The sequence below is a fragment of the Microvirga sp. 2YAF29 genome, from assembly GCF_052114605.1.
Classification (GTDB): Bacteria; Pseudomonadota; Alphaproteobacteria; order Rhizobiales; family Beijerinckiaceae; genus Microvirga.
On the sequence record NZ_JBFRFB010000001.1, the window covers coordinates 297,552 to 319,624 of the forward strand.

Below are 22,073 nucleotides of genomic sequence, written 5' to 3' on the forward strand. Positions count from 1 at the left end.
CAGGCTCTTTTCCGATGGCGAGAGCATAGACTTAGGCACGAAGCGTGGCTTGTCCAAGGTTGAAGTCAGAACTTCCTCTCGACCTTCCCGTCTATCCATAGCCTTCATCCTGAGGGCGTCTCCAGCAATCACTGGACGATCCTTCGAGACGCAGCTTTGCTGCTCTTCAGGATGAGGTCCGTGGGGTGGACCCGCCAAAAGAAATGGCCGGGACGAACCCGGCCATTTGGAAGGAAGAAGCTTTTAAACCAAGCGGCTCTGTACGACCGCCGCTTCGATGAAGCTCTGGAAGAGCGGATGCGGCTCGAAGGGGCGCGATTTCAGCTCTGGATGGTACTGGACGCCGATGAACCAGGGGTGGTTCTCGTATTCCACGATCTCCGGCAGGACGCCGTCGGGCGAGACGCCGGAGAAGCGAAGGCCCTTTTGCTCGAGCTTGTCGCGGTAGGTCATGTTGACCTCGTAGCGGTGGCGGTGGCGCTCGGAGATTTCGGTGCCGCCATAGATCTCAGCGACCTTGCTGCCCGGCTTGAGCGACGCCTGGAAGGCGCCAAGGCGCATGGTGCCGCCCAGATCGCCGCTGGATGAACGCTTCTCGAGCTCATTACCGCGCAGCCACTCGGTCATCAGACCGACGACCGGCTCCGAGGTCGGGCCAAATTCGGTCGAGCTGGCATTCTCGATTCCGGCGAGAGAACGAGCCGCTTCGATCACGGCCATCTGCATGCCGAAGCAGATGCCGAAATATGGCACCTTGCGCTCGCGGGCGAAGCGGGCCGCGCGGATCTTGCCCTCAGCGCCGCGCTGGCCGAAGCCGCCCGGAACCATGATGCCATGGATGCCTTCGAGGAACGGAGCCGGGTCCTCGTGCTCGAAGACTTCGCTCTCGATCCATTGCAGGTTCACCTTCACCTGGTTAGCGATGCCACCATGGTGAAGCGCCTCGATAAGCGACTTATAGGCGTCCTTGAGGCCGGTATATTTGCCGACGATGGCGATGTTGACCTCGCCCTCCGGGTTGTGAACCCTCTCGGAAATGCCGGTCCAGCGGCTCAAATTCGGCGTCTTCTCGGTGTCGAGGCCAAAGGCCGCGAGAACCTCGCTGTCGAGCCCAGCCTCATGATAGGCCAGCGGCACGTCGTAGATGGACCGTGCATCGCGCGCCTCGATCACCGCAGTCTCACGCACGTTGCAGAACAGGGCGAGCTTGCGGCGCTCGTCCTTCGGGATCTCGCGATCCGTACGGCAGAGCAGGATGTCGGGCTGGATGCCGATGGAGCGCAGCTCCGCCACCGAGTGCTGGGTCGGCTTGGTCTTGAGTTCGCCGGCTGACGGAATGAAGGGCAGCAGGGTTAGGTGCACATAGATCGCCTGGCCGCGGGCTAAGTCGTTGCCGAGCTGGCGGATTGCCTCGAAGAACGGCAGTCCCTCGATATCGCCGACCGTGCCGCCGATCTCGACCAGGACGAAGTCGAAGCCCTCGTTGCCGCTGAGCACGAAGTCCTTGATGGCGTTCGTGACATGCGGAATCACCTGGATCGTGGCGCCGAGATAATCGCCGCGCCGCTCCTTGGTGATGATGTCGAGATAGATCCGGCCCGTGGTGATGTTGTCGGCCTTGGTGGCCGGAACGCCCGTGAAACGCTCGTAATGGCCCAGATCCAAGTCGGTCTCGGCACCGTCGTCGGTCACGAAGACCTCGCCGTGCTGATAGGGGCTCATCGTCCCCGGATCGACGTTGAGATATGGGTCGAGCTTACGAAGCCTGACCTTGTAGCCGCGAGCCTGGAGAAGCGCTCCCAGGGCCGCCGAAGCCAGACCCTTGCCGAGCGAAGACACCACGCCGCCGGTGATAAATACGTACCGCGTCATGGACCCCTATCCATTAATAAGGAGCGCCGATTCGCAATCACGAATCGTGCAACTCCGAAGCCATCCACAAAAGAAGAGGGCCGGAAGGTCCGGCCCTACTGTTCGGTTTATTGTTGAGGCGCTGCTGGCGCCGGGGCACTTGGAGCAGGTGCGCTGGGCACAGGAGCCGCCGGCTGATCGCCCTGGAGGCGCTGCAGCTGTTCGAGCACGCTGCCGCCCTGCGGAGCTGCCGGGGTCTGCTGACCGGCGGGAGCAGCGGGCGCGCCGCCATCGAGAATCGAACGCGGCGCGCGTCCGCTCGTCGCGAAGATCGCAAGTGTGATGCTCGTCAGGAAGAACAGGGCTGCCAGAATCGCCGTTGTGCGGGTGAGTGCGTTGGCCTGCCCGCGCCCGGTCATGAAACCGGAAACGCCACCGCCACCGCCGCCGCCGCCGCCGCCGAGGCCCATGCCGCCGCCTTCGGAGCGCTGCAGGAGAACCACGCCGATCAGGGCGAGCACGATGATCAGGTGGATAATGATAAGGACTGTTTGCATCGTTCCAAAAACCTCAAGCGGCCGAGCCAGGAAAGGCGTCAGCCGCTCGCAATTCGTTCGTTGAGGCGGGCTGTAGCATAGGTGGGCGCAGGATCAAAGGCCCGCAAGAGAGCTTTTGTTGTTGAAGTATTCAGTTGTCATTCCAGAACTCCGCTAAGCGGCCCCGGAATGACAAAGGTGGATACTTTAGCCCAGATAAGCCCCGGCAATCGCAAGAAAATCGGCGGCCACGAGGCTTGCGCCTCCGACCAGCGCGCCATCGACGTTGTCCACCGCCATCAGCTCGGCGGCGTTCGAGGGCTTCACCGAGCCGCCGTATAGAATGCGGACCTTGGCATAATCAGCCTTGCCTACGAGACGCTTAAGCTCGTCGCGGATCGCGGCGTGGACCTCGGCCACGTCGGCCACAGTCGGTGTCAGGCCCGTGCCGATGGCCCAGACCGGCTCATAGGCGACCACGAGGTTGCCGCTGTTCGAATCGGCCGGGATCGAGCCGCGCAGCTGCTTACGGACCACGGCAATCGTCTTGCCGGCCTCGCGCTCCTCGCGGGTTTCGCCCACGCAGACGATGGCTGTGAGGCCTGCCCTATAGGCAGCAACCGCCTTGGCGCAGACATCGGAATCCTTCTCCCGGTGGTACTGGCGGCGCTCGGAATGACCGACGAGCACATGAGTCGCGCCTGCATCGGCGAGCATCTCGGCGGAAAGGTCGCCCGTGTAGGCGCCCGATTCCTTCGCATGGCAGTCCTGTCCGCCGATGGCGATCCGGGAGCCGACGGCGAGGTTCGCGAGGGTGCCGATCAGGGTCGCGGGCGGGCAGATCGCCAGGTCCACCTTGGCTTTCAGGCTTGGCGTATAACCGGCATGAACCTCGTCCAGCACCCTGGCGGACGACTTCAACCCGTTCATTTTCCAGTTTCCCGCCACCAGCGGGCGCGGCCTATCGACGCTCATTCATTCACTCCCGTCACGCTTGATAACTTGGCAGTAGCAGAGGCTTGATGCCTCTTTCAACCTGACTTGCCCTTTTCCCCGGGCCTTTGATGGGCTATCGCCCTGTTTAACAGTTTTTCGAAAGACGGGTTCACGATGCTTCGGAACATGCGCAAGGCTGGGCAGACCCTAGTCGGTAAAACCATCGCCACGATCTTTTTCGGCGCTTTGATCGTCAGCTTCGCGATCTGGGGCATCGGCGACATCTTCCGCGCGACGCCCGCCTCGACGGTGGCCGAGGTCGGGAACGCCAAGATCACAGTCGAGCAGGTTCGCGCCGCCTATACCAACCAGCTCCAGCAGCTTACCCGCCAGTTCGGCACGGTGATCAGCCCCGAGCAGGCTCGCGCCATCGGCCTCGATCAGCAGATCGTGAACAACCTCGTGACCGAGGCCGTGATGGCCGAGGAAGCCCGGAGGCTCGGCCTCTCCGTCTCCGATCAGCTGGTGGCCCGCTCCATCATGGAGAACCCGGCCTTCCGCGGCTCGGACGGCCAGTTCAACCGCGCCGCCTTCGACCAGGTCCTGCGCAATGCCGGATTGTCTGAGGCCGGATTCGTGCAGGAGCAGCGCCAGTCCATGGCCCGCCTCCATCTCGCTCAAGGACTTGCCGGGGATGTGACCGTGCCCGCCGCTGCCCGCGAAGCCATGTATCGCTATACCAGCGAGCGTCGCAGCGCGTCCTATCTCGTTCTGAATGCGACTGCCGCCGGAGACATCCTTGCTCCCACCCAGGAGCAGCTCACGAGCTTCTACAACGAGCGCAAGGGCACCTACCGCGCTCCTGAATACCGCGCCGTTTCCGTGCTGGTGCTCGATGCAGCCGCCATCGCGAAGCCGGATGCAGTCTCCGACGCGGATGCCCGCCAACGCTACGAGCAGCAGAAGGCCCGCTACGGCCAGCCGGAGCGCCGCACCATCCAGCAGATCCCCTTCACGGCCTTGCCGGACGCGGAGGCAGCCGCCGCCAAGATCAAGGAAGGCGCGACTTTCGAATCCGTCGCCGCCGAGCGGGGCGTTGCTGCCTCCGGCCTTGAGCTCGGCACCTTTGCTAAGGCCGACATGCTCGATGCCGCCGTGGCCGAGGCCGCCTTCGCGCTGGAACTCAACGGCGTGAGCGCCCCGATTGCCGGCCGCTTCGGCCCCGTGGTGATCCGCGTCACGCAGATCCAGCCGGAGGCCGTGCGCCCGTTCGAGGAAGTGGCAGCCGGGATTCGCCAGGAAGTGGCGAAGGAGCGCGCTCAAGGCGAAATCGAGCGTATCCACGATGAGGTCGAGGATCTGCGCGCTGGCGCAAAGCCGCTGGCCGACATCGCCAAGGAAAAGAACCTGACCCTCGTGCAGCTTCCCGCCGTCGACGCGAGCGGCCTCGACAAGGCTGGCGCCCCGGTGAACCTTGCGAGCAAGGACCAGGTGGTGAAGGCCGCCTTCGCCTCGGATATCGGCGTCGATAATGAGGCCTTGCGCGTGGCAGACGGCTATACCTGGTACGATGTGACGGGCATCGAGCCCTCCCGCGAGAAGACCCTCGACGAAGTGCGCGATCAGGTCACCGCCCAATGGCGCGAGGACCAGATCGCCCAGCGTCTTTCGGAGAAGGCCCGTGAGCTGACCGAGCGTCTTGAAAAAGGCGAGGCCATCGAGGCTGTTGCCCAGTCGGTGAACACGGAGGCGAAGAACGTTGCCGATTTCGCCCGCAACGCGGCGAAGGACGATCTCTCGGCCGAGGCCGTGAACCGCATCTTCGCGACCCCGGTCGGCAAGGCCGGCAACGCGCCGAGCACGGCGGACAGCCGCGCGGTGTTCAAGGTGACCGCTGCCACCGTGCCGCCCATGAACACCACAACGCAGGAAGCGCAGAGCATCGACAACCAGCTGCGCAACGGCATGGGCGACGACCTGATCGGTGAATACATCACTCAGGCCCGCCAGGATCTCGGCGTCGTCATCCACCAGCAGGCCGTGCGTCAGGCGACAGGCGGCGAACTCTAAGCCATGAGCATCGCGCCCGATTTCGAGACTTTCGCGAAAGCCTACGAAGCGGGCGAGGCGGGCGTTCTGCGCGCCACCCTCGTCGGCGACCTCCTCACCCCCGTCGCAGCTTTCATCAAGCTGCGGCACCAGCGGAAAGGCTCTGCCTTCCTGTTGGAATCGGTGGAGGGAGGAGCCACGCGAGGCCGGTTCTCGATGATCGGTCTCGATCCCGATCTCGTCTGGCGCTGTCAGGATGGCGTCGCTTCCATCGACCGCAACGTTCTGACGCGAAGCGGCCAGTTCAAAACGGAAGAGCTTGGGCCGCTGGAGAGCCTGCGCGCGCTGATCAAGGAAAGCGCCCTGCCCCTGTTCGACGATCTGCCGCCTATGGCGGCGGGCCTCTTCGGCTATCTGGGCTACGACATGGTGCGGCAGATGGAGCGTCTGCCGGAGCCGAATGCCGACGTGCTGAAGGTGCCGGACGCCATCCTCATCCGCCCCACCGTCATGGTGGTGTTCGATGCGGTGAAGGACGAAATCTCGCTCATCACGCCCGTGCGTCCGCGATCCGGTGTTTCCGCGAAAGCTGCCTACGAAACGGCGCTCGCCCGTCTCGACGAAGTGACCGGCGCATTGGAGAGCCCGCTGCCTATCGAGGATCGCAGCGATCCGACCAAGATCGATTTCGAGCCGCCGGTGTCGAACACCACGCCGGAAGAGTTCGGGCAGATGGTCGCCAAGGCGAAGGAGTACATCCGCGCGGGCGATATCTTCCAGGTCGTGCTCTCGCAGCGTTTCGAATCCGCCTTCCCCCTGCCCGCCTTCGCGCTCTACCGCTCCCTGCGCCGGGTCAATCCCGCGCCGTTCCTCTGTTATCTCGACTTCGAGGATTTCCAGATCGTCTGCTCCTCGCCGGAAATCCTGGTGCGGATGCGCGACGGCAAGGTCACGATCCGTCCCATCGCAGGAACGCGCCCGCGCGGCGCCACGGCTGCCGAGGACCGCGCTCATGCGGAAAGCCTGCTCGCCGACCAGAAGGAGCGCGCGGAGCACCTCATGCTGCTCGATCTCGGCCGCAACGATGTGGGCCGCGTGGCGGAAATGGGCTCCGTGCAGGTCACGGATTCCTTCTTCCTCGAATATTACAGCCAGGTGATGCATATCGTTTCGAACGTGGAAGGCAGGCTCGACCCCTCCTTCGGCGCGCTCGACGCATTGATTGCAGGCTTCCCGGCCGGTACCGTCTCCGGCGCTCCCAAGGTTCGTGCGATGCAGATCATCGACGAGCTGGAGAAGGACAAGCGGGGACCTTATGCCGGATGCATCGGCTATTTCGGCGCGAACGGCGAAATGGACACCTGCATCGTGCTGCGCACCGCCGTCGTGAAGGACGGTCGCATGGCCGTCCAGGCGGGCGCGGGCATCGTCTACGATTCCGACCCGGCCTCCGAGCAGCAGGAATGCATCAACAAGTCCAAAGCACTCTTCAAGGCAGCCGAAGAGGCGGTGCGCTTCGCGAGCCAGGCGAGGATGGGCCAATGATGCCTATCTTGACCCTGTCCACCCCTTGCGCGAACGTCGGTGCGCTATGACCCGTGTGCTCGTGATCGACAATTACGACAGCTTCACCTGGAACCTGGTGCATCTGCTCGGCCCGTTAGCCACTTCGGTGGACGTGATCCGCAACGATGCGATCACCGTCGACGAGGTTCTCTCGTCGAAGCCGGACGCCATCGTGCTCTCCCCCGGTCCTTGCACCCCGAACGAGGCGGGCATTTGCCTCGATCTGGTGAAGCGGGCCTCGCCCGGCATCCCGACTTTCGGCGTCTGCCTCGGCCTCCAGACTATCGGGCAGGTTTTCGGCGGCACGGTCTCCCACGCGCCCCTGCCGATGCACGGCAAGGTCTCCGAAGTGGAGCACCAGGGGCAGGCCGTGTTTCGCGGCATCAACGGACCGTTCAAGGCGACCCGCTATCACTCGCTGATCGTGGATCGGGAAACCTGCCCCAAGGATCTCGTGGTAACGGCGGAGACTGCAGACGGCCTCGTCATGGGCCTGTCCCACCGCACGCTGCCGATCCACGGGGTGCAATTCCATCCCGAGAGCATCCTGTCCGAGCACGGGGTGACGATCATGAAGAACTTCTTCGAGCTGGCCAAGGAATGGAACGCCAAGCATTCCTCTGCTGCTCCATCAGGACACTGAGACAATGGAATCCTTCAAGTCCTACCTCGCCAAGGTCGCCACCGGCGCTTCGCTCAGCCGGGACGAGGCGCGCTCGGCCTTCGATGACCTGCTTTCTGGCGAGGTGACGCATGCTCAGGGCGGGGCCTTCCTGATGGCCCTGCGGGTGCGCGGCGAGGCGCTTGAGGAAATCATCGGCGCGGTATCGGCCATGCGCGGGCGCATGTTGACGGTCACGGCGCCGGACAACGCGGTCGATATCGTCGGCACCGGCGGCGATCACTCGGGCAGCTACAACATCTCGACGCTGGCATCCATCATCGTCGCATCCTGCGGCGTGCCTGTGGCCAAGCACGGCAACCGCGCGGCCTCCTCGAAATCCGGCACGGCGGATGTTCTCCAGGCTCTCGGCGTGAAGCTCGGGCTTACGCCCGAAGGTCTGGAGCGGTGCCTGAAGGATGCGGGCCTGTGCTTCATGTTCGCCCAGACGCACCACGCCGCCATGCGCCATGTTGCGCCGGTGCGCGTGGAACTCGGCACCCGCACGATCTTCAATTTGCTCGGTCCGCTGTCGAACCCGGCCGGCGTGAAACGACAGCTTCTCGGCGTGTTTTCAGAGGCTTGGCTCGATCCGATAACTCAGGTTCTGAAGGAACTGGGCTCGAAGAAGCTGTGGGTGGTGCATGGCTCCGACGGCCTCGACGAAATGACCACCACCGGCCCGACTTTCGTCTCCGCGTTGGAAAACGGCGCGATCCGCCGCTTCACCGTAACGCCGGAGGAAGTCGGCCTGCCGGTCGCCAAGCTCGAAGACCTGAAGGGCGGCGATCCGGAGCATAATGCCACCCAGCTGCGCGCTGTTCTCGACGGCGCTCGCATAGCCTATCGCGACGTAGCGCTTCTCAATGCGGCCGCTGCCCTCGTGATCGCGGATGAAGCAGCCAACCTTCGCGACGGTCTGGAGCGCGCAACACAAGTGCTCGACAGTGGAGCCTCGAAGGCCATGCTCGACCGCCTCGTCCAGGTGTCGAACACCTGCGGCGGCATCTGACGGAGCACGCACCACCATGAGCGATGTTCTCAGCCGGATCGAAGACTATAAGCGCAAAGAGATCGAGGCCGCGAAGGCATCCATCCCCCCTGCCGAAATGGAGCGTTTGGCCCGCACTGCCGCGCCTGCGCGCGGTTTCGCGAAAGCTATCGAGCGGCATCTTGCCGAGGGGCGCCCCGCACTGATCGCCGAGGTGAAGAAGGCGAGCCCATCGAAGGGGCTGATCCGCGCAGATTTCGATCCGCCGAGCCTCGCGAAGGCTTATGCGGATGGCGGCGCGACATGCCTGTCGGTTTTGACCGACGAGCCCTCGTTCCAGGGCAAACCCGAATATCTGGCCCAGGCGCGCGACGCCTCCGGCCTGCCGGCCTTGCGCAAGGACTTTCTCTTCGAACCCTATCAGGTCTACGAGGCCCGCGCCTGGGGCGCCGATTGCATCCTCGTCATCATGGCGAGCGTCACGGATGATGAAGCGCGCGCGCTGATCGACACCGCGCATGACCTCGGCATGGATGTGCTGGTCGAGGTGCATGACCGCGCGGAGCTGGAGCGGGCCATTCCGCTCGGCACCAAGCTCATCGGCATCAACAACCGTAATTTGCGCACCTTCGATGTCTCGCTGTCGGTCAGCGAAGAGCTGGCGCCGCTCATTCCGGCAGACCGCATCATCGTCGGCGAGAGCGGCATCTTCACGATTGAAGACATAGAGCGCCTGACGAAGGTCAACATCCGCACCTTCCTCGTGGGCGAGAGCCTGATGCGGCAGGCGGATGTGGCTGGCGCGACGCGAAAACTTCTCTTCGGCGAGCCTGCATGAAACAGCTCACGCATCTCGACGCGAAGGGTGAGGCCAACATGGTCGACGTCTCCGAAAAGGACGTCACCAGCCGCACCGCGATTGCCGAGGGATGCGTGGTGATGTTGCCGGAAACGGTCGCGCTGATCCGTCAGGGCGATGCCAAGAAAGGCGACGTGCTCGGCACCGCGCGTTTGGCCGGGATCATGGCCTCGAAGCGCACCCATGAGCTGATCCCGCTCTGCCATCCGCTTCTCATTTCCAAGGTAAAGGTGGATTGCGAATTCGATGATACGCTGCCTGGCGTGCGCGTGACGGCTGAAGTCAAGGTGTCGGGCCAGACCGGCGTCGAGATGGAGGCGCTTACCGCCGTGTCCATCGCATGCCTCACGATCTACGATATGGTGAAGGCCGCAGACAAAGGCATGCGCATCGAGAATGTCCGGCTTCGCCTGAAGAGCGGCGGCCGCTCCGGAGTATATGAGGCGCCATGAGCTTGATCCCGGTCGAAGATGCCTTGCGCCGCGTGCTGGCAAGCGTCGAAAAGCCGGTCGAGATCGAGCATGTGCCCCTCGCCGCCTGCGCCGGACGCGCATTGGCGGAGGATGTCGCCGCGTCGCGCGACCAACCGCCCTTCCCGGCTTCCGCCATGGATGGATATGCCGTGCGCTCAACCGACATCGCGCAGACACCGACGACACTGCATGTGATCGGTGCAAGCGCGGCGGGGCAGCGGTTTTCAGGAATCGTCGAAGAACAGCAGGCCGTGCGCATCTTCACCGGCGCGCCGTTGCCGGACGGCGCGGATGCGGTTGTGCTCCAGGAAGACACGGAGGCGTCCGGAGATCGGGTCACGGTCAAGGAAGCCCCGCGCCCGGGCCAGCATATCCGCAAGGCCGGACTCGATTTCAGGGCCGGCGATGTGCTGCTGCAGGCAGGATTGTGCCTCGATTCCCGCCATGTGGCACTGGCTGCGGCCATGGGCCATGGGATTTTGCCGGTGAGGCGAAAGCCCCGCGTCGCAATTCTCGCGACCGGCGATGAGTTGGTCAGAGCCGGCGAGCCGGTGGGCCTCGATCAGATCACCGCATCGAGCCTGCCTGCCACCGCCATGATGGTGGAGAAGGCAGGTGGCGAGGCCATCGACCTCGGCATTGCACGCGATACCTTCGAAAGCCTTGAGGAGCGCATCCAGGCCGCTCGCGACTCGAAAGCCGATATACTGGTCACTCTCGGCGGTGCTTCGGTGGGTGAGCACGATCTGGTTCAGAAGGCGCTTCAGCGCCAGGGCATGGAGCTCGGCTTCTGGCGCGTGGCGCTGAAGCCCGGCAAGCCGCTCATGCATGGTAGGCTTGACGGCATGATGCTCCTCGGACTGCCCGGCAATCCCGTCTCTTCCCTCGTATGCGCCGTTCTTTTCCTGGTCCCCGCGATTCGCGCGCTCCTGGGCGACGCCATGCCGGATGATGATCCCACGGAAGCCGCGATCCTCGGCGCGGACCTGCCCGCCAATGGCCCCCGGCAGGATTACATGCGGGCTTCCCTAGCGTCCCAGGAATTCGAGATCGCCCTGACGCAAGGGACCTCGCGGATGCCGCTTCCCGTAGTCACCTCGCAACTGATCCAGGATTCGTCCATGCTCAGCATTCTGGAGCGCTCGGAAGCCCTTCTCGTCAGGCCGCCGCATGCTCCGGCAGCCCAGGCGGGCGAACCCTGCCGTATCATCCGGCTGGCAAAATTCTGCTGAGAATCTGCGTTTAAGATCGCGTTTTGCCCCGTGTCTCCCCTGGAAAACGCAGCTTATACTGGGCTCGATTCACAAAACCGCTATTCAGCTTGAGCATGGACTTGCAGAACACAGCGGGAACAGTTACCCTGTTCTTGCTTTGTTTTCAGAATCGCTCCTCACAGGGAGCAGTAAGGGTCTGTCATGCTCACGCGCAAGCAGCACGAATTGCTCCGCTTTATCCATGAGCGGCTGCGTGAAACCGGGGTTCCGCCGTCCTTCGACGAGATGAAGGACGCGCTCGATCTCAAGTCGAAATCCGGCATTCACCGCCTCATCACCGCGCTCGAGGAGCGCGGCTTCATCCGCCGGTTGCCAAACCGCGCCCGCGCCCTCGAGGTGATCCGCCTGCCCGAATCCGTCGGTGCAGCTGCCGGGCAGCGCCGCTTCACTCCGAGCGTGGTCGAAGGCGGCCTTGCCGGCAAGAAGGCAGCGCCGCAGCCAGCAGCAGATCCGCGCGACCGCGAAATGTCGATCCCTGTCATGGGCCGCATCGCCGCCGGTACGCCGATCTCCGCGATCCAGACCCGCAGCCACTCCATCACCCTGTCGGGCGATTTCCTCGCCCAGGGCGATCACTTCGCTCTCGAAGTGCGAGGCGACTCGATGGTGGAAGCCGGCATTCTCGACGGCGACCTCGTGGTGATCCGCAGGCAGGACAATGCCAATACGGGCGACATCATCGTGGCGCTCATCGATGATGAGGAGGCTACCCTCAAGCGCTTCCGCCGCCGTGGCTCGTCCATTGCGCTGGAGGCTGCCAACCAAGCCTACGAGACCCGCGTTCTCGGCCCCGACCGGGTCAAGATCCAGGGCAAGCTCGTCAGCCTGGTTCGTCGCTATTGATCTCTTCCTCGGGAAGATCCTGCTCAGGAACAGGCCGCGCTGGGCGCGGGCTTTCCTGAGCAGTTGTATTTTGAGCGGCGCCGTCCGCCCCCGTGGTCTTCACACCCGGCCAGACATGCGTCTCCGGTCCCTTTTTCACGGAGCGCATGTGGGCAGCATCCGCTCCCAAACGAACGGCGATCGCACCGCGCTCATTCAATGCTGCGCGGTCAATGACGAGAGCAGCAGCGCATGATCGCGGCGCTTCCAGCTTCGAGATGATGATCGCCGCACGGCGGCAATCTTCCTCGAAGGCTGCAAATTCCTGCACGAATGCAACAGCCCGGCGCGTTCCTGTTTCCACCACGCAGCCCAGCCTGTCACATTGCACGGCTTGTCGGAGCGTCTTGTCATCGATGTTTCGCGCATCGCCGTCTGCGCGAAGCCATTGCTCGGCGACGAATCCGGATGGCTTGCCGACAAGCGTCAGTTCTCCTTGCATGTTACGGATCGCAGCGCCCGCCCCTTCCCGGTCCACATAGATGTCGTATCGGTCGGGCGTCGCCGCGAATGCGAGGCCGAGACCAACAAGCATGAGCGCGAACCACCGCAGCGGGGACGCCGGGATTGTCAGCACGAGAAGCGCGAGGCTCAAGAAAGCCAATGCGGCGATGTTCAACGCAGGCACGATCAGTGTCGATCCGCTGAAGGCACCGACCCAGGCAGAGACTTCGATCACCTTCGAAACCGCCAATCCCATGACCTGCCACACGGGACCGTCGAGCCCGAACGGATAGGCCACCACGCCGAGCACCGCAGCCGGCATCACCACCAGTGAGACCAGTGGCAGAGCAAGCGCATTGCCGACGAGGCCGTAAGGGTTGAGGCTCTGGAAATGGTAGGCCGCGAACGGTGCCGTTGCGATGCTGGCGACGAGTGTCGTGGTTACCAGGCCGAGTGCCGAACGCCCGGCCCAGGCAGCAACATTCTCGATCAAGGTTGCAGGAGCGCCGCCTTCCTGTTTTCGATGCATCAGCGGCACGAGTGCCATCATCGCGGCGACCGCGCCGAAAGACATCTGGAAACTCGGCCCCAGCAGCGCCTCAGGCTCGCGCGCGAGCACGATGAGGGCCGCGATGGAAAGGTTGCGGATGCTTAAGGCCGGTCTATCCACCAGCACCGCCCCGAACATCACGAGCGTCATGATGAGAGAACGCTCGGTTGCCACATCGGAGCCGGAGAAGATGCAATACGCCGTACCGCCCACCATGGCCGCAACGGCGGCGATCTTCTTCACCGGCCAGAGCAATGCGAGCCCCGGCACCAGCGCCAGGAGCGAGCGCACGAGCCAGAAAAACGTGCCTGCCGCCAGCACCATGTGGAGGCCGGAAATGGACACGATGTGGTAGATGCCAGCGGAACGCAGCACCTCGTTCGTCGGTTCGCCGATGAGGCCGCGCTTGCCGGTGACAAGCGCCGCGCCGACGCCGCCCGCAGGCCCACCGATGGCGGAGGCAATACGATGCGTCAGGGTGTTGCGGGCCTCATCCACGGACGCCGCAAGACGCAGCCGCCAGTCCGGCGGCGCGGGAGGATCGAGCTGCCGCGTCGCTCCCGTGAACGAGCCGACCGCGCCGATACCTTTGTAATATGCATCCCGCGCAAAATCGTAACCGCCGGGCCAGGCGGCCTGGGGCGGTGGAAGAAGGCGCGCAGTGCCGGATATGAATTGTCCCGGCGCGAGGTGATCCCCTTTGCGGATGGTGACGCGCACCCTCTCAGGCCGCTCGCTCTCAGTCACACCCTGAATGCTCGTCACTTTGAGGAGAATGCGCTTGCCCGTCTCCCTGTCCTCGACCGCTTCGATGAAACCTGTCACCGGCCCAATCGCGAGCTTGGCCAGCACGGGCGCCGAGACGCTGCGGGTGCGAATGACGCCCGCTGAGAACCCCGCGAACAGAGCGGCCAGGGCTACCAGGACGCAAAGGGTTGCCAAGTTGTGCCGCAGCAGCACCGCCCCCACGCAGCAAAGGCCAAAAGCACTAAGCGGTGCCCACAAGGCCGGCTGGCCCTCCGCCTGGAAAAACAGGAGGATGCCGAGCCCGAAACAGACGGCGAGCCAGGGAAACAGCCGCCGCTGCTCGATCTCGTGTGCAACCTGCCGCGAGAGCCAGCCCCGCCAATCGATGAACCGCCAGTCGAGAACGAGGCCCACCGGGCGCGGCAACGCGAGCACCCGCGCTGTGGCGCGCGGGATCCGGTTGGGGGCCTCTTTGTTGTCTTCGATCATGGGTTCGGCTTAACGCGGGGTCGGTTGCATGCTAGACGACCGCACTCAACGGCCCAAATCACCCTGTGGATGAGCTGTGGGCATCGCGGATGGGCAGCCAGGCCGCGTGATTTCAAGATTTCAAGTAAGGTTCCTGCGATGAGTGTCGTCACCCGCTTCGCCCCCTCGCCGACCGGCTTCCTGCATATCGGCGGAGGCCGCACGGCCCTTTTCAATTGGCTCTATGCCAAGCGGCATGGGGGCAAGATGCTTCTGCGCATCGAGGATACCGACCGGGAACGCTCCACGGACGCCGCCATCGAGGCCATCATCGACGGCCTGAAATGGCTCGGCCTCGAATGGGATGGTGACGTGGTCTACCAGTTCGCCCGCGCCGCCCGCCATCGCGAGGTGGCCGAGACCCTGCTGGCTAAAGGACGCGCCTATCATTGCTATGCATCCCAGCAGGAGCTGGAGGAGATGCGCGAGCTTGCCCGCAAGGAAGGCCGTCCCTCCCGCTATGACGGCCGCTGGCGCGACCGCGATCCGTCCGAGGCTCCGAAGGACGTGAAGCCCGTCATCCGCCTTAAAGCCCCCATCGAGGGCGAGACTGCGGTCGAGGACGAGGTGCAGGGCCGTGTCGTGTGGCAGAACAAGGATCTCGACGATCTCGTTCTTCTGCGCTCGGACGGCACGCCGACTTACATGCTAGCCGTCGTGGTGGACGATCATGACATGTGCATCACGCACGTGATCCGCGGCGACGATCACCTGACCAACGCCGCCCGCCAGACGCAGATCTATCAAGCCATGGGCTGGGACGTGCCGAGCATGTCGCACGTGCCCATGATCCTGGGTCCGGACGGCGCCAAGCTCTCCAAGCGTCACGGTGCGCTGGGCGTCGAGGCATATCGCGCCATGGGCTATCTGCCGATGGCCATGCGCAACTACCTCGTGCGTCTCGGCTGGAGCCATGGCGACCAGGAGATTTTCTCCACCCAGGAGATGATCGACGCCTTTGATCTCAAGAATATCGGCCGCTCACCGGCGCGCTTCGACTTTGCCAAACTCGAAAACCTCAACGGCCATTACATGCGCCAGACGGGCGATGAGGAGCTTGTGCAGGCCATCGAGACCATCCTGCCGGAAGTCGGCGCCGAGCGCGGCCTCGGCCCCACATTCCCTCCCGCCATGCGTGAAAAGCTCATCGCCGCCATGCCGGGCCTGAAGGAGCGCGCCAAGAACCTCGTGGAACTTCTCGATAGCGCCTATTATCTCTATGCCCAGCGCCCGCTGAAGCTGGACGAGAAGGCTGCGGGCCTGCTGGCGGATGGCAAGGCGCGCCTCACCGGAATCGCCGGGAAGCTCGAAGCGGTTAAGGATTGGTCGGCCCAGAGCGTCGAGGCCGTCATTCGCGAGCATGCGGATGCAGTCGGTGCAAAGCTCGGCCAGGTGGCGCAGCCCCTCCGCGCCGCCTTGACGGGCCGGGCGACGTCGCCTGGTCTCTTCGATGTCATGGCCGTGCTCGGAAAGGACGAAACCCTGTTGCGGCTTCAAGATCAGTTGAAGGATGCGCCTGCTGCATAGCAGGCGCACCCGCCTTTAGATGTGCTTGCTTTAGTCCCTACGGATAAGCTACGGAAACCCCATTCTTCCCACCGACCGGCTGACCTTAAGTCCGGCAACCCGCGTGGAGGCCCCTCCTCCACATCCCCGGCTGCCCTAGGTTATGCCCGGCCTCCTGCTGAAAGGTCGAAGACCCATGAGTTCCAACTCCACACTCTCAGTCGACAACAAGGCCGTGGACCTGGCGGTGAAAGAGGGCACCATTGGCCCGAGCGTCATCGACATTTCGAAGCTCTACGGCCAGACCGGGATGTTCACCTACGACCCCGGCTTCACCTCGACCGCGTCCTGCGAGTCGAAGATCACCTATATCGACGGCGACGAGGGCGTGTTGCTCTATCGCGGCTATCCCATCGATCAGCTCGCCGAGCACGGCGACTTCCTCGAGACCTGCTATCTGCTGCTCTACGGAGAGCTGCCGACGGCTGCTCAGAAGGCCGATTTCGATTACCGCGTCACGCGCCACACCATGGTGCATGACCAGATGAACAGGTTCTTCACCGGCTTCCGCCGCGATGCGCACCCAATGGCCATCATGGTGGCCTGCGTCGGCGCTCTTTCGGCCTTCTATCACGACTCGACCGACATCTCCGATCCGCATCAGCGTATGGTCGCTTCCATGCGCATGATCGCGAAGATGCCGACGCTCGCCGCCATGGCCTACAAGTATCATGTGGGCCAGCCCTTCGTGTATCCGCAGAACGACCTGGACTACACCTCGAACTTCCTGCGCATGTGCTTCGCCGTGCCGGCCGAAGAGTACAAGGTGAACCCGGTCCTCTCGCGGGCGCTGGACCGGATCTTCATCCTCCACGCCGATCACGAGCAGAACGCCTCGACCTCGACGGTACGTCTTGCCGGTTCGTCGGGCGCCAACCCCTTCGCCTGCATCGCGGCCGGCATCGCCTGTCTCTGGGGTCCTGCCCACGGCGGCGCGAACGAAGCGGCCCTCAAGATGCTGGAAGAGATTGGCACGCCCGACAAGATCCCGATGTACATCGCCAAGGCGAAGGACAAGAACGATCCGTTCCGTCTCATGGGCTTCGGACACCGGGTCTACAAGAACTACGACCCGCGCGCCCGCATCATGCAGAAGACCACGCACGAAGTGCTCAGCGAACTCGGCATCAAGGACGATCCGCTCCTCGACGTCGCCATGGAGCTGGAGCAGATCGCGCTGAAGGACGAGTACTTCGTCGAGAAGAAGCTCTACCCGAACATCGATTTCTATTCGGGCATCACCCTAAAGGCGATGGGCTTCCCCACCTCCATGTTCACGGTGCTCTTCGCGCTCGCCCGTACGGTCGGCTGGATCGCCCAGTGGAGCGAGATGATCGAAGACCCGTCCCAGCGCATCGGCCGCCCGCGCCAGCTCTATACCGGCTCGCCGGAGCGCAGCTACGTGACGGTCGCTCAGCGCGGCTGAGATCATCCGATAAGGACATGAAAAAGGGGCCGAAAGGCCCCTTTTTCATGTCCATTTCTGATTACCGAAGCGGCAGGAAATATCGGTTAGCGCTTCGTGTTCGGGTACGTCCGGAAAGAAAGTCACCCGTTCTGCAAAGATCGGCCATTCGCGAAGCTCCTCACCGCTCTATAGCGATTGATCCCTTCGGACTTCATCGGCAACTCCTTGGCAAGAGCGACCTTAGTTACTGGCGCATTGGCCGACCTGACCGAAATTGCGTTTTATGCCCGAAGAGGGCGAGCCGTGATGACCTCTTCAACTATACGCGCCGCTCGCTCGCTCGGCGTTTCGTCACCGATCCGCATCAAATCATCGAGCTTCGCAAGCGCCGCGATTTGCTGCTGCCGTTCAGGGCTGTCGCTCATGAGCGGCAGGATCGCATTCTTAAGTTTTTCCGGTGTGCAATCCCACTGGATGAGTTCGGGGATGACGTTCTCGCCAAGCACCAGATTGGTCAGCACGATCGACGGTGCCTTGATGAGATATTTCAGCACTTCCTCGATCTTCGACACCCGGTAAGCCACCACCATCGGAACGCCTGAGAGGCCAAGTTCCAGAGTCACGGTGCCCGAGGCCGCCAGGGCGAGGTCAGCCTCGCGGAAGGCCGCCCATTTCGCGGCTTCACCCTGCACGATCTTGGGCTTCACACTCCAGGATTGCGCGCGCTCCTCGATCTCGTCGGTGAGGTGCGGGACGGCTGGAATCGTGACCTCGAAGGGGCGCGGCGCCACTTCCTGCAGAAGCTTCAGCGCTTCGCCAAAGGGCTCCATGAGGCGGCTGACTTCCGAGCGCCGGCTGCCTGGCAGGACCACCATCTTCAACGGCGCATCCACAGAGCTTCCGCGTTCACCGGGAGCGGGCCTGATCTCGGCAAGACGTTCGATGAGCGGATGTCCCACATAGGTGGTCGGCGGGCCGCCGAGGCGCTTGTGCGCGTCGGGCTCGAAGGGCAGCAATGCGAGAAGATGGTCCACATAGACGCGCATCTTTGCCGCCCGGCCCGGCCTCCAGGCCCAGACGGAGGGGCTTACATAATCGACGATGGGGATTTCGGGCGCGCGCTGCCGCACGGCCTTAGCCACGCGGTGCGTGAAATCCGGGCTGTCGATGATGATGAGGCAATCGGGCTTTGCCGCGACCACGGCATCCACGGTGAAGCGTATACGCTTCAGGATGGTCGGCAGGCGCGCGATGACGGCGGAGAAGCCCATGACGGCGATCTCCTCCAACGGGAAGATGCTGGTGAGGCCTTCCTTCGCCATGGCATGCCCGCCGACACCACCGAAATGAAGACGCTCGGCTCCGAGCCTGCTCTTGAGGGCGCGCATGAGCTTCGCCCCCAATTGATCGCCCGATTCCTCACCCGACACGATCCAGATGTTCAGCGGCTTGAGGGCGGTCAACGGATGTTCTCCATCCAGGGAAGATCGACGGTGGCAACAAACACACCGAGCCTGTCTGCCATACGCAAGGTTTCCTCTTGCTCCAGCACGAAGGTTGAGCCAGCGCCGATGGCGATGCCGGACAGGCCTGCTCTGGCGGCCTCGGCAATCGTCCTAGGGCCGATAGTCGGCATGTCGACGCGCAAATCCTGCCCAAGCTTGGCGGCTTTTATCAGTACCCCGCCCTCATTGCGCTGGCGAAGGCCGAACCAGGATTGGCGTTGGGCCTTGACCCGGCGCAACATGCGGTCGGTGCCTTCCGGGCCTTCGATGGCGAGGACGTGATTGCGCGCGATGACGGCGCCTTGGCCGATGTCGAAGGCGGACAGTGACGCGAGGAGGTCGAGCCCGACAGCAATGGCCTGTCGGTCATCCTCCTTGGGCGCCAGGGCGCCGCAAAAAGAACGGGAAGCAACGAGATCGGGCGCGAGTTCGTGCGCACCCACAACCTTGTGGCCACGCTCTTCGATGAGCCTCACAGCGCCGCGCAGGACCTGATCGTCGCCCCGAGAGATGACCTCCTTCACCTCCTGCATGTTGCGCAAGGCCGAATAGGCTCCGAGCAAGGCAGTGAAGCCGGGGCGGCGCACGGCACCGACGAGGGAGACGGCGCGCGGCCGCCAGCCGTCCAGGGTGCTCATGATGGTCTTGAGATCGAGGAGATCCACATTGGCTTGAGCGCGCTTGCGGATCTCAGGTGCGGCAAAGCCGCGAAAGGCCAGAATACGGTAATCCTGGCCCGTCTTCTCCAGATGCTCGACGAGTTGGATGGGCAGGCGTCCGGCCCCGGCGATGATCGCAATGGGGCCGTCGCCTGCCGTTATCTCATGCTTGAGCGGCATCCGGCTCAGGCGGACGTGCTGACGGGATCCCGAGGCGTGCAGAGCGCCCGGTCCTTGCCCTCGCGGATGAAATCAAGAATGTCGTGGACGATAGGATGACTTCCGAACTCCGCCGCCACATCCTCGACGCGCTCGGCCAAGGTACCCTCGTCCGCGAACAGCAGACGATAGGCGCGGCGGACGTCGTGGATCTGCTCGCGGGTGAAGTTGCGACGGCGCATGCCGATGATGTTGAGGCCTGCCAGATGGCCGCGATTGCCGATCGCCATGCCGTAGGGAATGAGATCGTTCTCGAGGCCGGACAAGCCGCCGACGAAGGCATGCGAACCCACGCGGGCGAACTGGATCACGGCGGAGCCGCCACCGAAGATCACGAAGTTGCCGACCGTCACATGGCCCGCCAGCATCACATTGTTGGACAGGATGCAGTCGTTGCCGACCTTGGTGTCGTGGCCCACATGGGAGCCCGCCAGGAAGGTGCAGCGATCGCCGATCACCGTGCGCAGGCCGCCGCCCTCGGTGCCGGGATTCATGGTCACGCCTTCGCGGATCATGCAATCGGAGCCGATATCGAGGGTCGATGGCTCGCCCTTATACTTCAGGTCCTGCGGGATATGCCCAAGGGAGGCGAAGGGGAAGATGCGCGTGCGGGCACCGATCTTCGTCTTGCCGGCCAGAGCCACGTGGCTCTTCAGCTCGCAGCCTTCGCCAAGCTCGACCTCTGGGCCGATTGTGCAGAACGGACCGATCTTCGCACCGGCACCGATCTTGGCGCCATCCTCGATGATTGCAGTCGGGTGGATCATCGTTTCCATCAGGTCACCAGCATCGCGCTGACTTCAGCTTCGCAGACGACGGCGCCGTCAACCTTCGCCTCGCCCTTGTACCACCACATGTTGCGGCGGTTGTTGAGCTTCTTCATGTGGAATTCCACCCGGTCGCCGGGCTCCACGGGCTTGCGGAACTTCACCTTGTCGATAGTCATGAAAAACACCTGCTTGGGTTTTTCCTGCTGGGCGATCTTCGATTTCACGCAGATGGCGCCCGCCGTCTGAGCCATGGCCTCGATCAGGAATACGCCCGGGAAGATCGGACGCGACGGGAAATGGCCCGTGAATTGGGGCTCATTGAAGGTGACGTTCTTGATGCCAATGCACGAATTGTCGCCGTCGATCTCGATGATCTTGTCGACCAGCAGGAACGGATAGCGGTGCGGCAGCAGCTCGAGAATTTCGAGAATATCCGCGGTTTGAAGCGTGGTGGGCGCTTCGGACATGGCGTGAACTCCGGAATTATGGGGCGTCTTGAAACGAACGTTATGAAGACGCGTCGTCGTCTTTGTCGGAAAAGCCCTTGGATGCAAGCTTTTTCAGCGCCGTGATCTCGCGGAACCACTCCCGCATGGGGCGAGCGGGTGCCCCGCCCCAACGCGCTCCGGCCGGGACATCGCCATTGACACCGCTGGTGGCGGCGATCTGGGCGCCCATGCCGATCCGTACATGGCCTTTGACGGCCACTTGACCGCCGAGGGCCACATAATCCTCAAGCGTGGTCGAGCCGGCAATTCCCACCTGCGCGACGATCACGCAGTGGCGGCCGATGACCACATTGTGGGCGATCTGGACCAGATTATCGATCTTGGTGCCCTCGCCGATCACCGTGTCTCGGCTGGCGCCACGATCCACCGTGGTATTGGCCCCGATCTCCACGTCGTCCTGAATGATGACGCGCCCGACCTGCGGCACTTTAAGATGCCCTTGCGGTCCCATGGCGAAACCGAACCCGTCCTGACCGATGCGCACACCCGGATGCAGAATGACACGATTGCCGATGAAGGCATTCGATATGGTCACCTGCGGTGCGAGCGAGCAATCGCGACCGATCTTCACATGAGAGCCGATGACGGTGCCCGCCCCGACGAGGGTGCCGGCACCGATCTCCGCATGGGGACCGATCACCGCGCCTGGATCGACCTTGACGCCATGCTCGAGCCGAGCGGAAGGATGGACGAAGGAGCCAGGAGAAACACCGGTTGAAGCAAAGGACGTTTCCGGCTTCAGCGCGGACGGAAACAAGAGGCCGAGGATCTGCGCAAAGACCCGGTAGGCCTGCGGTGTGACCAAGGCGATGGTCTGAACGGGCACCTTGGCTGCGAAGCGTGGAGTGACCAGACAGGCGCCGGCACGGGTCGAGGCCAAGGCCCCGCCATAGGCAGGGTTGTCCATATAGGCGAGATCGCTCGGGCCAGCGCTTTCCAAGGGCGCAACGCCCTTAAGCAAAAACTCCCCGTCGACACCGTCGGGGAGTGCTGCATTCGCCAGCTCCGCCACCTGACGTAAATTCAACGTCTGGCTCTGCGGAAAGAAATTTGATTCTGTCATGAAAAAAGTGAGGGCGCCCTGAAGGCG

The 22,073-nt window shown here is 63.4% G+C and carries 19 protein-coding genes; 10 read left to right on the forward strand and 9 right to left on the reverse strand.

Features of this window, described 5'->3' with window-relative positions; all coding sequences use genetic code 11:
• Positions 1 to 243 precede the first annotated feature (243 nt).
• The 3 genes from AB4Y85_RS01370 to tpiA form a co-directional block, all read right to left on the reverse strand.
• Positions 244 to 1,872 carry a CTP synthase gene (locus AB4Y85_RS01370; RefSeq protein ID WP_441983050.1) on the reverse strand — a complete coding sequence of 543 codons (1,629 nt, stop codon included), beginning with the start codon at positions 1,870 to 1,872 and terminating at the stop codon, positions 244 to 246.
• A gap of 107 nt (positions 1,873 to 1,979) precedes the next feature.
• Positions 1,980 to 2,408 (reverse strand): preprotein translocase subunit SecG, encoded by a 429-nt coding sequence (gene secG / locus AB4Y85_RS01375; RefSeq protein WP_441983051.1) that lies wholly within the window; start codon positions 2,406 to 2,408, stop codon positions 1,980 to 1,982.
• A gap of 186 nt (positions 2,409 to 2,594) precedes the next feature.
• The gene (gene tpiA, locus AB4Y85_RS01380) at positions 2,595 to 3,362 is read right to left on the reverse strand and encodes a triose-phosphate isomerase (RefSeq protein ID WP_441983052.1); all 768 of its coding nucleotides are present in this window, start codon (positions 3,360 to 3,362) and stop codon (positions 2,595 to 2,597) included.
• 135 nt (positions 3,363 to 3,497) lie between these two features.
• Between tpiA and AB4Y85_RS01385 the strand changes: the two genes are divergently transcribed.
• The 8 genes from AB4Y85_RS01385 (at position 3,498) to lexA (ending at position 12,039) form a co-directional block, all read left to right on the forward strand.
• Positions 3,498 to 5,393 (forward strand): SurA N-terminal domain-containing protein, encoded by a 1,896-nt coding sequence (locus AB4Y85_RS01385; protein ID WP_441983053.1) that lies wholly within the window; start codon positions 3,498 to 3,500, stop codon positions 5,391 to 5,393.
• A 3-nt stretch (positions 5,394 to 5,396) separates the two neighbouring features.
• Complete coding sequence (gene trpE / locus AB4Y85_RS01390; protein ID WP_441983054.1) at positions 5,397 to 6,917, forward strand: anthranilate synthase component I; 1,521 nt, start codon at positions 5,397 to 5,399, stop codon at positions 6,915 to 6,917.
• Positions 6,918 to 6,963: 46 nt separating this feature from the next.
• Positions 6,964 to 7,581 (forward strand): anthranilate synthase component II, encoded by a 618-nt coding sequence (locus tag AB4Y85_RS01395; protein WP_441983055.1) that lies wholly within the window; start codon positions 6,964 to 6,966, stop codon positions 7,579 to 7,581.
• 4 nt (positions 7,582 to 7,585) lie between these two features.
• The gene (gene trpD / locus AB4Y85_RS01400) at positions 7,586 to 8,611 is read left to right on the forward strand and encodes an anthranilate phosphoribosyltransferase (protein WP_441983056.1); all 1,026 of its coding nucleotides are present in this window, start codon (positions 7,586 to 7,588) and stop codon (positions 8,609 to 8,611) included.
• Positions 8,612 to 8,627: 16 nt separating this feature from the next.
• Positions 8,628 to 9,428 (forward strand): indole-3-glycerol phosphate synthase TrpC, encoded by an 801-nt coding sequence (gene trpC / locus AB4Y85_RS01405; RefSeq protein WP_441983057.1) that lies wholly within the window; start codon positions 8,628 to 8,630, stop codon positions 9,426 to 9,428.
• Positions 9,425 to 9,901: a cyclic pyranopterin monophosphate synthase MoaC gene (moaC, locus tag AB4Y85_RS01410; protein WP_441983058.1), complete on the forward strand. Its 477-nt coding sequence runs from the start codon at positions 9,425 to 9,427 to the stop codon at positions 9,899 to 9,901. Before trpC ends, moaC begins: the two co-directional genes overlap by 4 nt.
• Entirely contained in the window at positions 9,898 to 11,154 is a 1,257-nt protein-coding gene (locus AB4Y85_RS01415; RefSeq protein ID WP_441983059.1) for a molybdopterin molybdotransferase MoeA, read from the forward strand. The genes moaC and AB4Y85_RS01415 overlap by 4 nt, the downstream gene beginning before the upstream one ends.
• 183 nt (positions 11,155 to 11,337) lie before the next feature.
• The gene (gene lexA, locus AB4Y85_RS01420; RefSeq protein WP_441983060.1) at positions 11,338 to 12,039 is read left to right on the forward strand and encodes a transcriptional repressor LexA; all 702 of its coding nucleotides are present in this window, start codon (positions 11,338 to 11,340) and stop codon (positions 12,037 to 12,039) included.
• Here the strand turns inward: lexA and AB4Y85_RS01425 are convergent.
• Entirely contained in the window at positions 12,017 to 14,308 is a 2,292-nt protein-coding gene (locus AB4Y85_RS01425) for a ComEC/Rec2 family competence protein (protein ID WP_441983061.1), read from the reverse strand. The genes lexA and AB4Y85_RS01425 overlap by 23 nt on opposite strands.
• Positions 14,309 to 14,446: 138 nt before the next feature.
• Here AB4Y85_RS01425 and gltX point away from each other — a divergent pair, with 138 nt between their 5' ends.
• Together gltX and gltA are read left to right on the forward strand one after the other, a co-directional pair.
• The gene (gltX, locus tag AB4Y85_RS01430; RefSeq protein ID WP_441983062.1) at positions 14,447 to 15,874 is read left to right on the forward strand and encodes a glutamate--tRNA ligase; all 1,428 of its coding nucleotides are present in this window, start codon (positions 14,447 to 14,449) and stop codon (positions 15,872 to 15,874) included.
• 175 nt (positions 15,875 to 16,049) lie between these two features.
• Positions 16,050 to 17,339, forward strand: a complete 1,290-nt coding sequence (gene gltA / locus AB4Y85_RS01435) for a citrate synthase (protein ID WP_441983063.1) — start codon at positions 16,050 to 16,052, stop codon at positions 17,337 to 17,339.
• A 263-nt stretch (positions 17,340 to 17,602) separates the two neighbouring features.
• Here gltA and lpxB read toward each other — a convergent pair whose 3' ends face one another.
• Genes lpxB through lpxD form a run of 5 tightly spaced genes read right to left on the reverse strand, consistent with a single transcriptional unit; the run spans position 17,603 to position 22,046 of the window.
• Entirely contained in the window at positions 17,603 to 18,784 is a 1,182-nt protein-coding gene (lpxB, locus tag AB4Y85_RS01440; protein WP_441983064.1) for a lipid-A-disaccharide synthase, read from the reverse strand.
• The gene (locus AB4Y85_RS01445; RefSeq protein WP_441983065.1) at positions 18,781 to 19,665 is read right to left on the reverse strand and encodes an LpxI family protein; all 885 of its coding nucleotides are present in this window, start codon (positions 19,663 to 19,665) and stop codon (positions 18,781 to 18,783) included. Before AB4Y85_RS01445 ends, lpxB begins: the two co-directional genes overlap by 4 nt.
• Before the next feature lie 5 nt (positions 19,666 to 19,670).
• The gene (lpxA, locus tag AB4Y85_RS01450; RefSeq protein ID WP_441983066.1) at positions 19,671 to 20,480 is read right to left on the reverse strand and encodes an acyl-ACP--UDP-N-acetylglucosamine O-acyltransferase; all 810 of its coding nucleotides are present in this window, start codon (positions 20,478 to 20,480) and stop codon (positions 19,671 to 19,673) included.
• Positions 20,480 to 20,941 carry a 3-hydroxyacyl-ACP dehydratase FabZ gene (gene fabZ, locus AB4Y85_RS01455; RefSeq protein ID WP_441983067.1) on the reverse strand — a complete coding sequence of 154 codons (462 nt, stop codon included), beginning with the start codon at positions 20,939 to 20,941 and terminating at the stop codon, positions 20,480 to 20,482. Before fabZ ends, lpxA begins: the two co-directional genes overlap by 1 nt.
• A gap of 40 nt (positions 20,942 to 20,981) precedes the next feature.
• The gene (gene lpxD / locus AB4Y85_RS01460; RefSeq protein WP_441983068.1) at positions 20,982 to 22,046 is read right to left on the reverse strand and encodes a UDP-3-O-(3-hydroxymyristoyl)glucosamine N-acyltransferase; all 1,065 of its coding nucleotides are present in this window, start codon (positions 22,044 to 22,046) and stop codon (positions 20,982 to 20,984) included.
• Positions 22,047 to 22,073: the final 27 nt, after the last annotated feature.

What these genes read in the sequence shown, in the direction of transcription:
- AB4Y85_RS01370 (WP_441983050.1), bottom strand. Translation starts at nt 1,872, where the DNA reads ATGACGCGGTACGTATTTATCACCGGCGGCGTGGTGTCTTCGCTCGGC.
- secG (WP_441983051.1), bottom strand. Translation starts at nt 2,408, where the DNA reads ATGCAAACAGTCCTTATCATTATCCACCTGATCATCGTGCTCGCCCTG.
- tpiA (WP_441983052.1), bottom strand. Translation starts at nt 3,362, where the DNA reads ATGAGCGTCGATAGGCCGCGCCCGCTGGTGGCGGGAAACTGGAAAATG.
- AB4Y85_RS01385 (WP_441983053.1), top strand. Translation starts at nt 3,498, where the DNA reads ATGCTTCGGAACATGCGCAAGGCTGGGCAGACCCTAGTCGGTAAAACC.
- trpE (WP_441983054.1), top strand. Translation starts at nt 5,397, where the DNA reads ATGAGCATCGCGCCCGATTTCGAGACTTTCGCGAAAGCCTACGAAGCG.
- AB4Y85_RS01395 (WP_441983055.1), top strand. Translation starts at nt 6,964, where the DNA reads ATGACCCGTGTGCTCGTGATCGACAATTACGACAGCTTCACCTGGAAC.
- trpD (WP_441983056.1), top strand. Translation starts at nt 7,586, where the DNA reads ATGGAATCCTTCAAGTCCTACCTCGCCAAGGTCGCCACCGGCGCTTCG.
- trpC (WP_441983057.1), top strand. Translation starts at nt 8,628, where the DNA reads ATGAGCGATGTTCTCAGCCGGATCGAAGACTATAAGCGCAAAGAGATC.
- moaC (WP_441983058.1), top strand. Translation starts at nt 9,425, where the DNA reads ATGAAACAGCTCACGCATCTCGACGCGAAGGGTGAGGCCAACATGGTC.
- AB4Y85_RS01415 (WP_441983059.1), top strand. Translation starts at nt 9,898, where the DNA reads ATGAGCTTGATCCCGGTCGAAGATGCCTTGCGCCGCGTGCTGGCAAGC.
- lexA (WP_441983060.1), top strand. Translation starts at nt 11,338, where the DNA reads ATGCTCACGCGCAAGCAGCACGAATTGCTCCGCTTTATCCATGAGCGG.
- AB4Y85_RS01425 (WP_441983061.1), bottom strand. Translation starts at nt 14,308, where the DNA reads ATGATCGAAGACAACAAAGAGGCCCCCAACCGGATCCCGCGCGCCACA.
- gltX (WP_441983062.1), top strand. Translation starts at nt 14,447, where the DNA reads ATGAGTGTCGTCACCCGCTTCGCCCCCTCGCCGACCGGCTTCCTGCAT.
- gltA (WP_441983063.1), top strand. Translation starts at nt 16,050, where the DNA reads ATGAGTTCCAACTCCACACTCTCAGTCGACAACAAGGCCGTGGACCTG.
- AB4Y85_RS01445 (WP_441983065.1), bottom strand. Translation starts at nt 19,665, where the DNA reads ATGCCGCTCAAGCATGAGATAACGGCAGGCGACGGCCCCATTGCGATC.
- lpxA (WP_441983066.1), bottom strand. Translation starts at nt 20,480, where the DNA reads ATGGAAACGATGATCCACCCGACTGCAATCATCGAGGATGGCGCCAAG.
- fabZ (WP_441983067.1), bottom strand. Translation starts at nt 20,941, where the DNA reads ATGTCCGAAGCGCCCACCACGCTTCAAACCGCGGATATTCTCGAAATT.
- lpxD (WP_441983068.1), bottom strand. Translation starts at nt 22,046, where the DNA reads ATGACAGAATCAAATTTCTTTCCGCAGAGCCAGACGTTGAATTTACGT.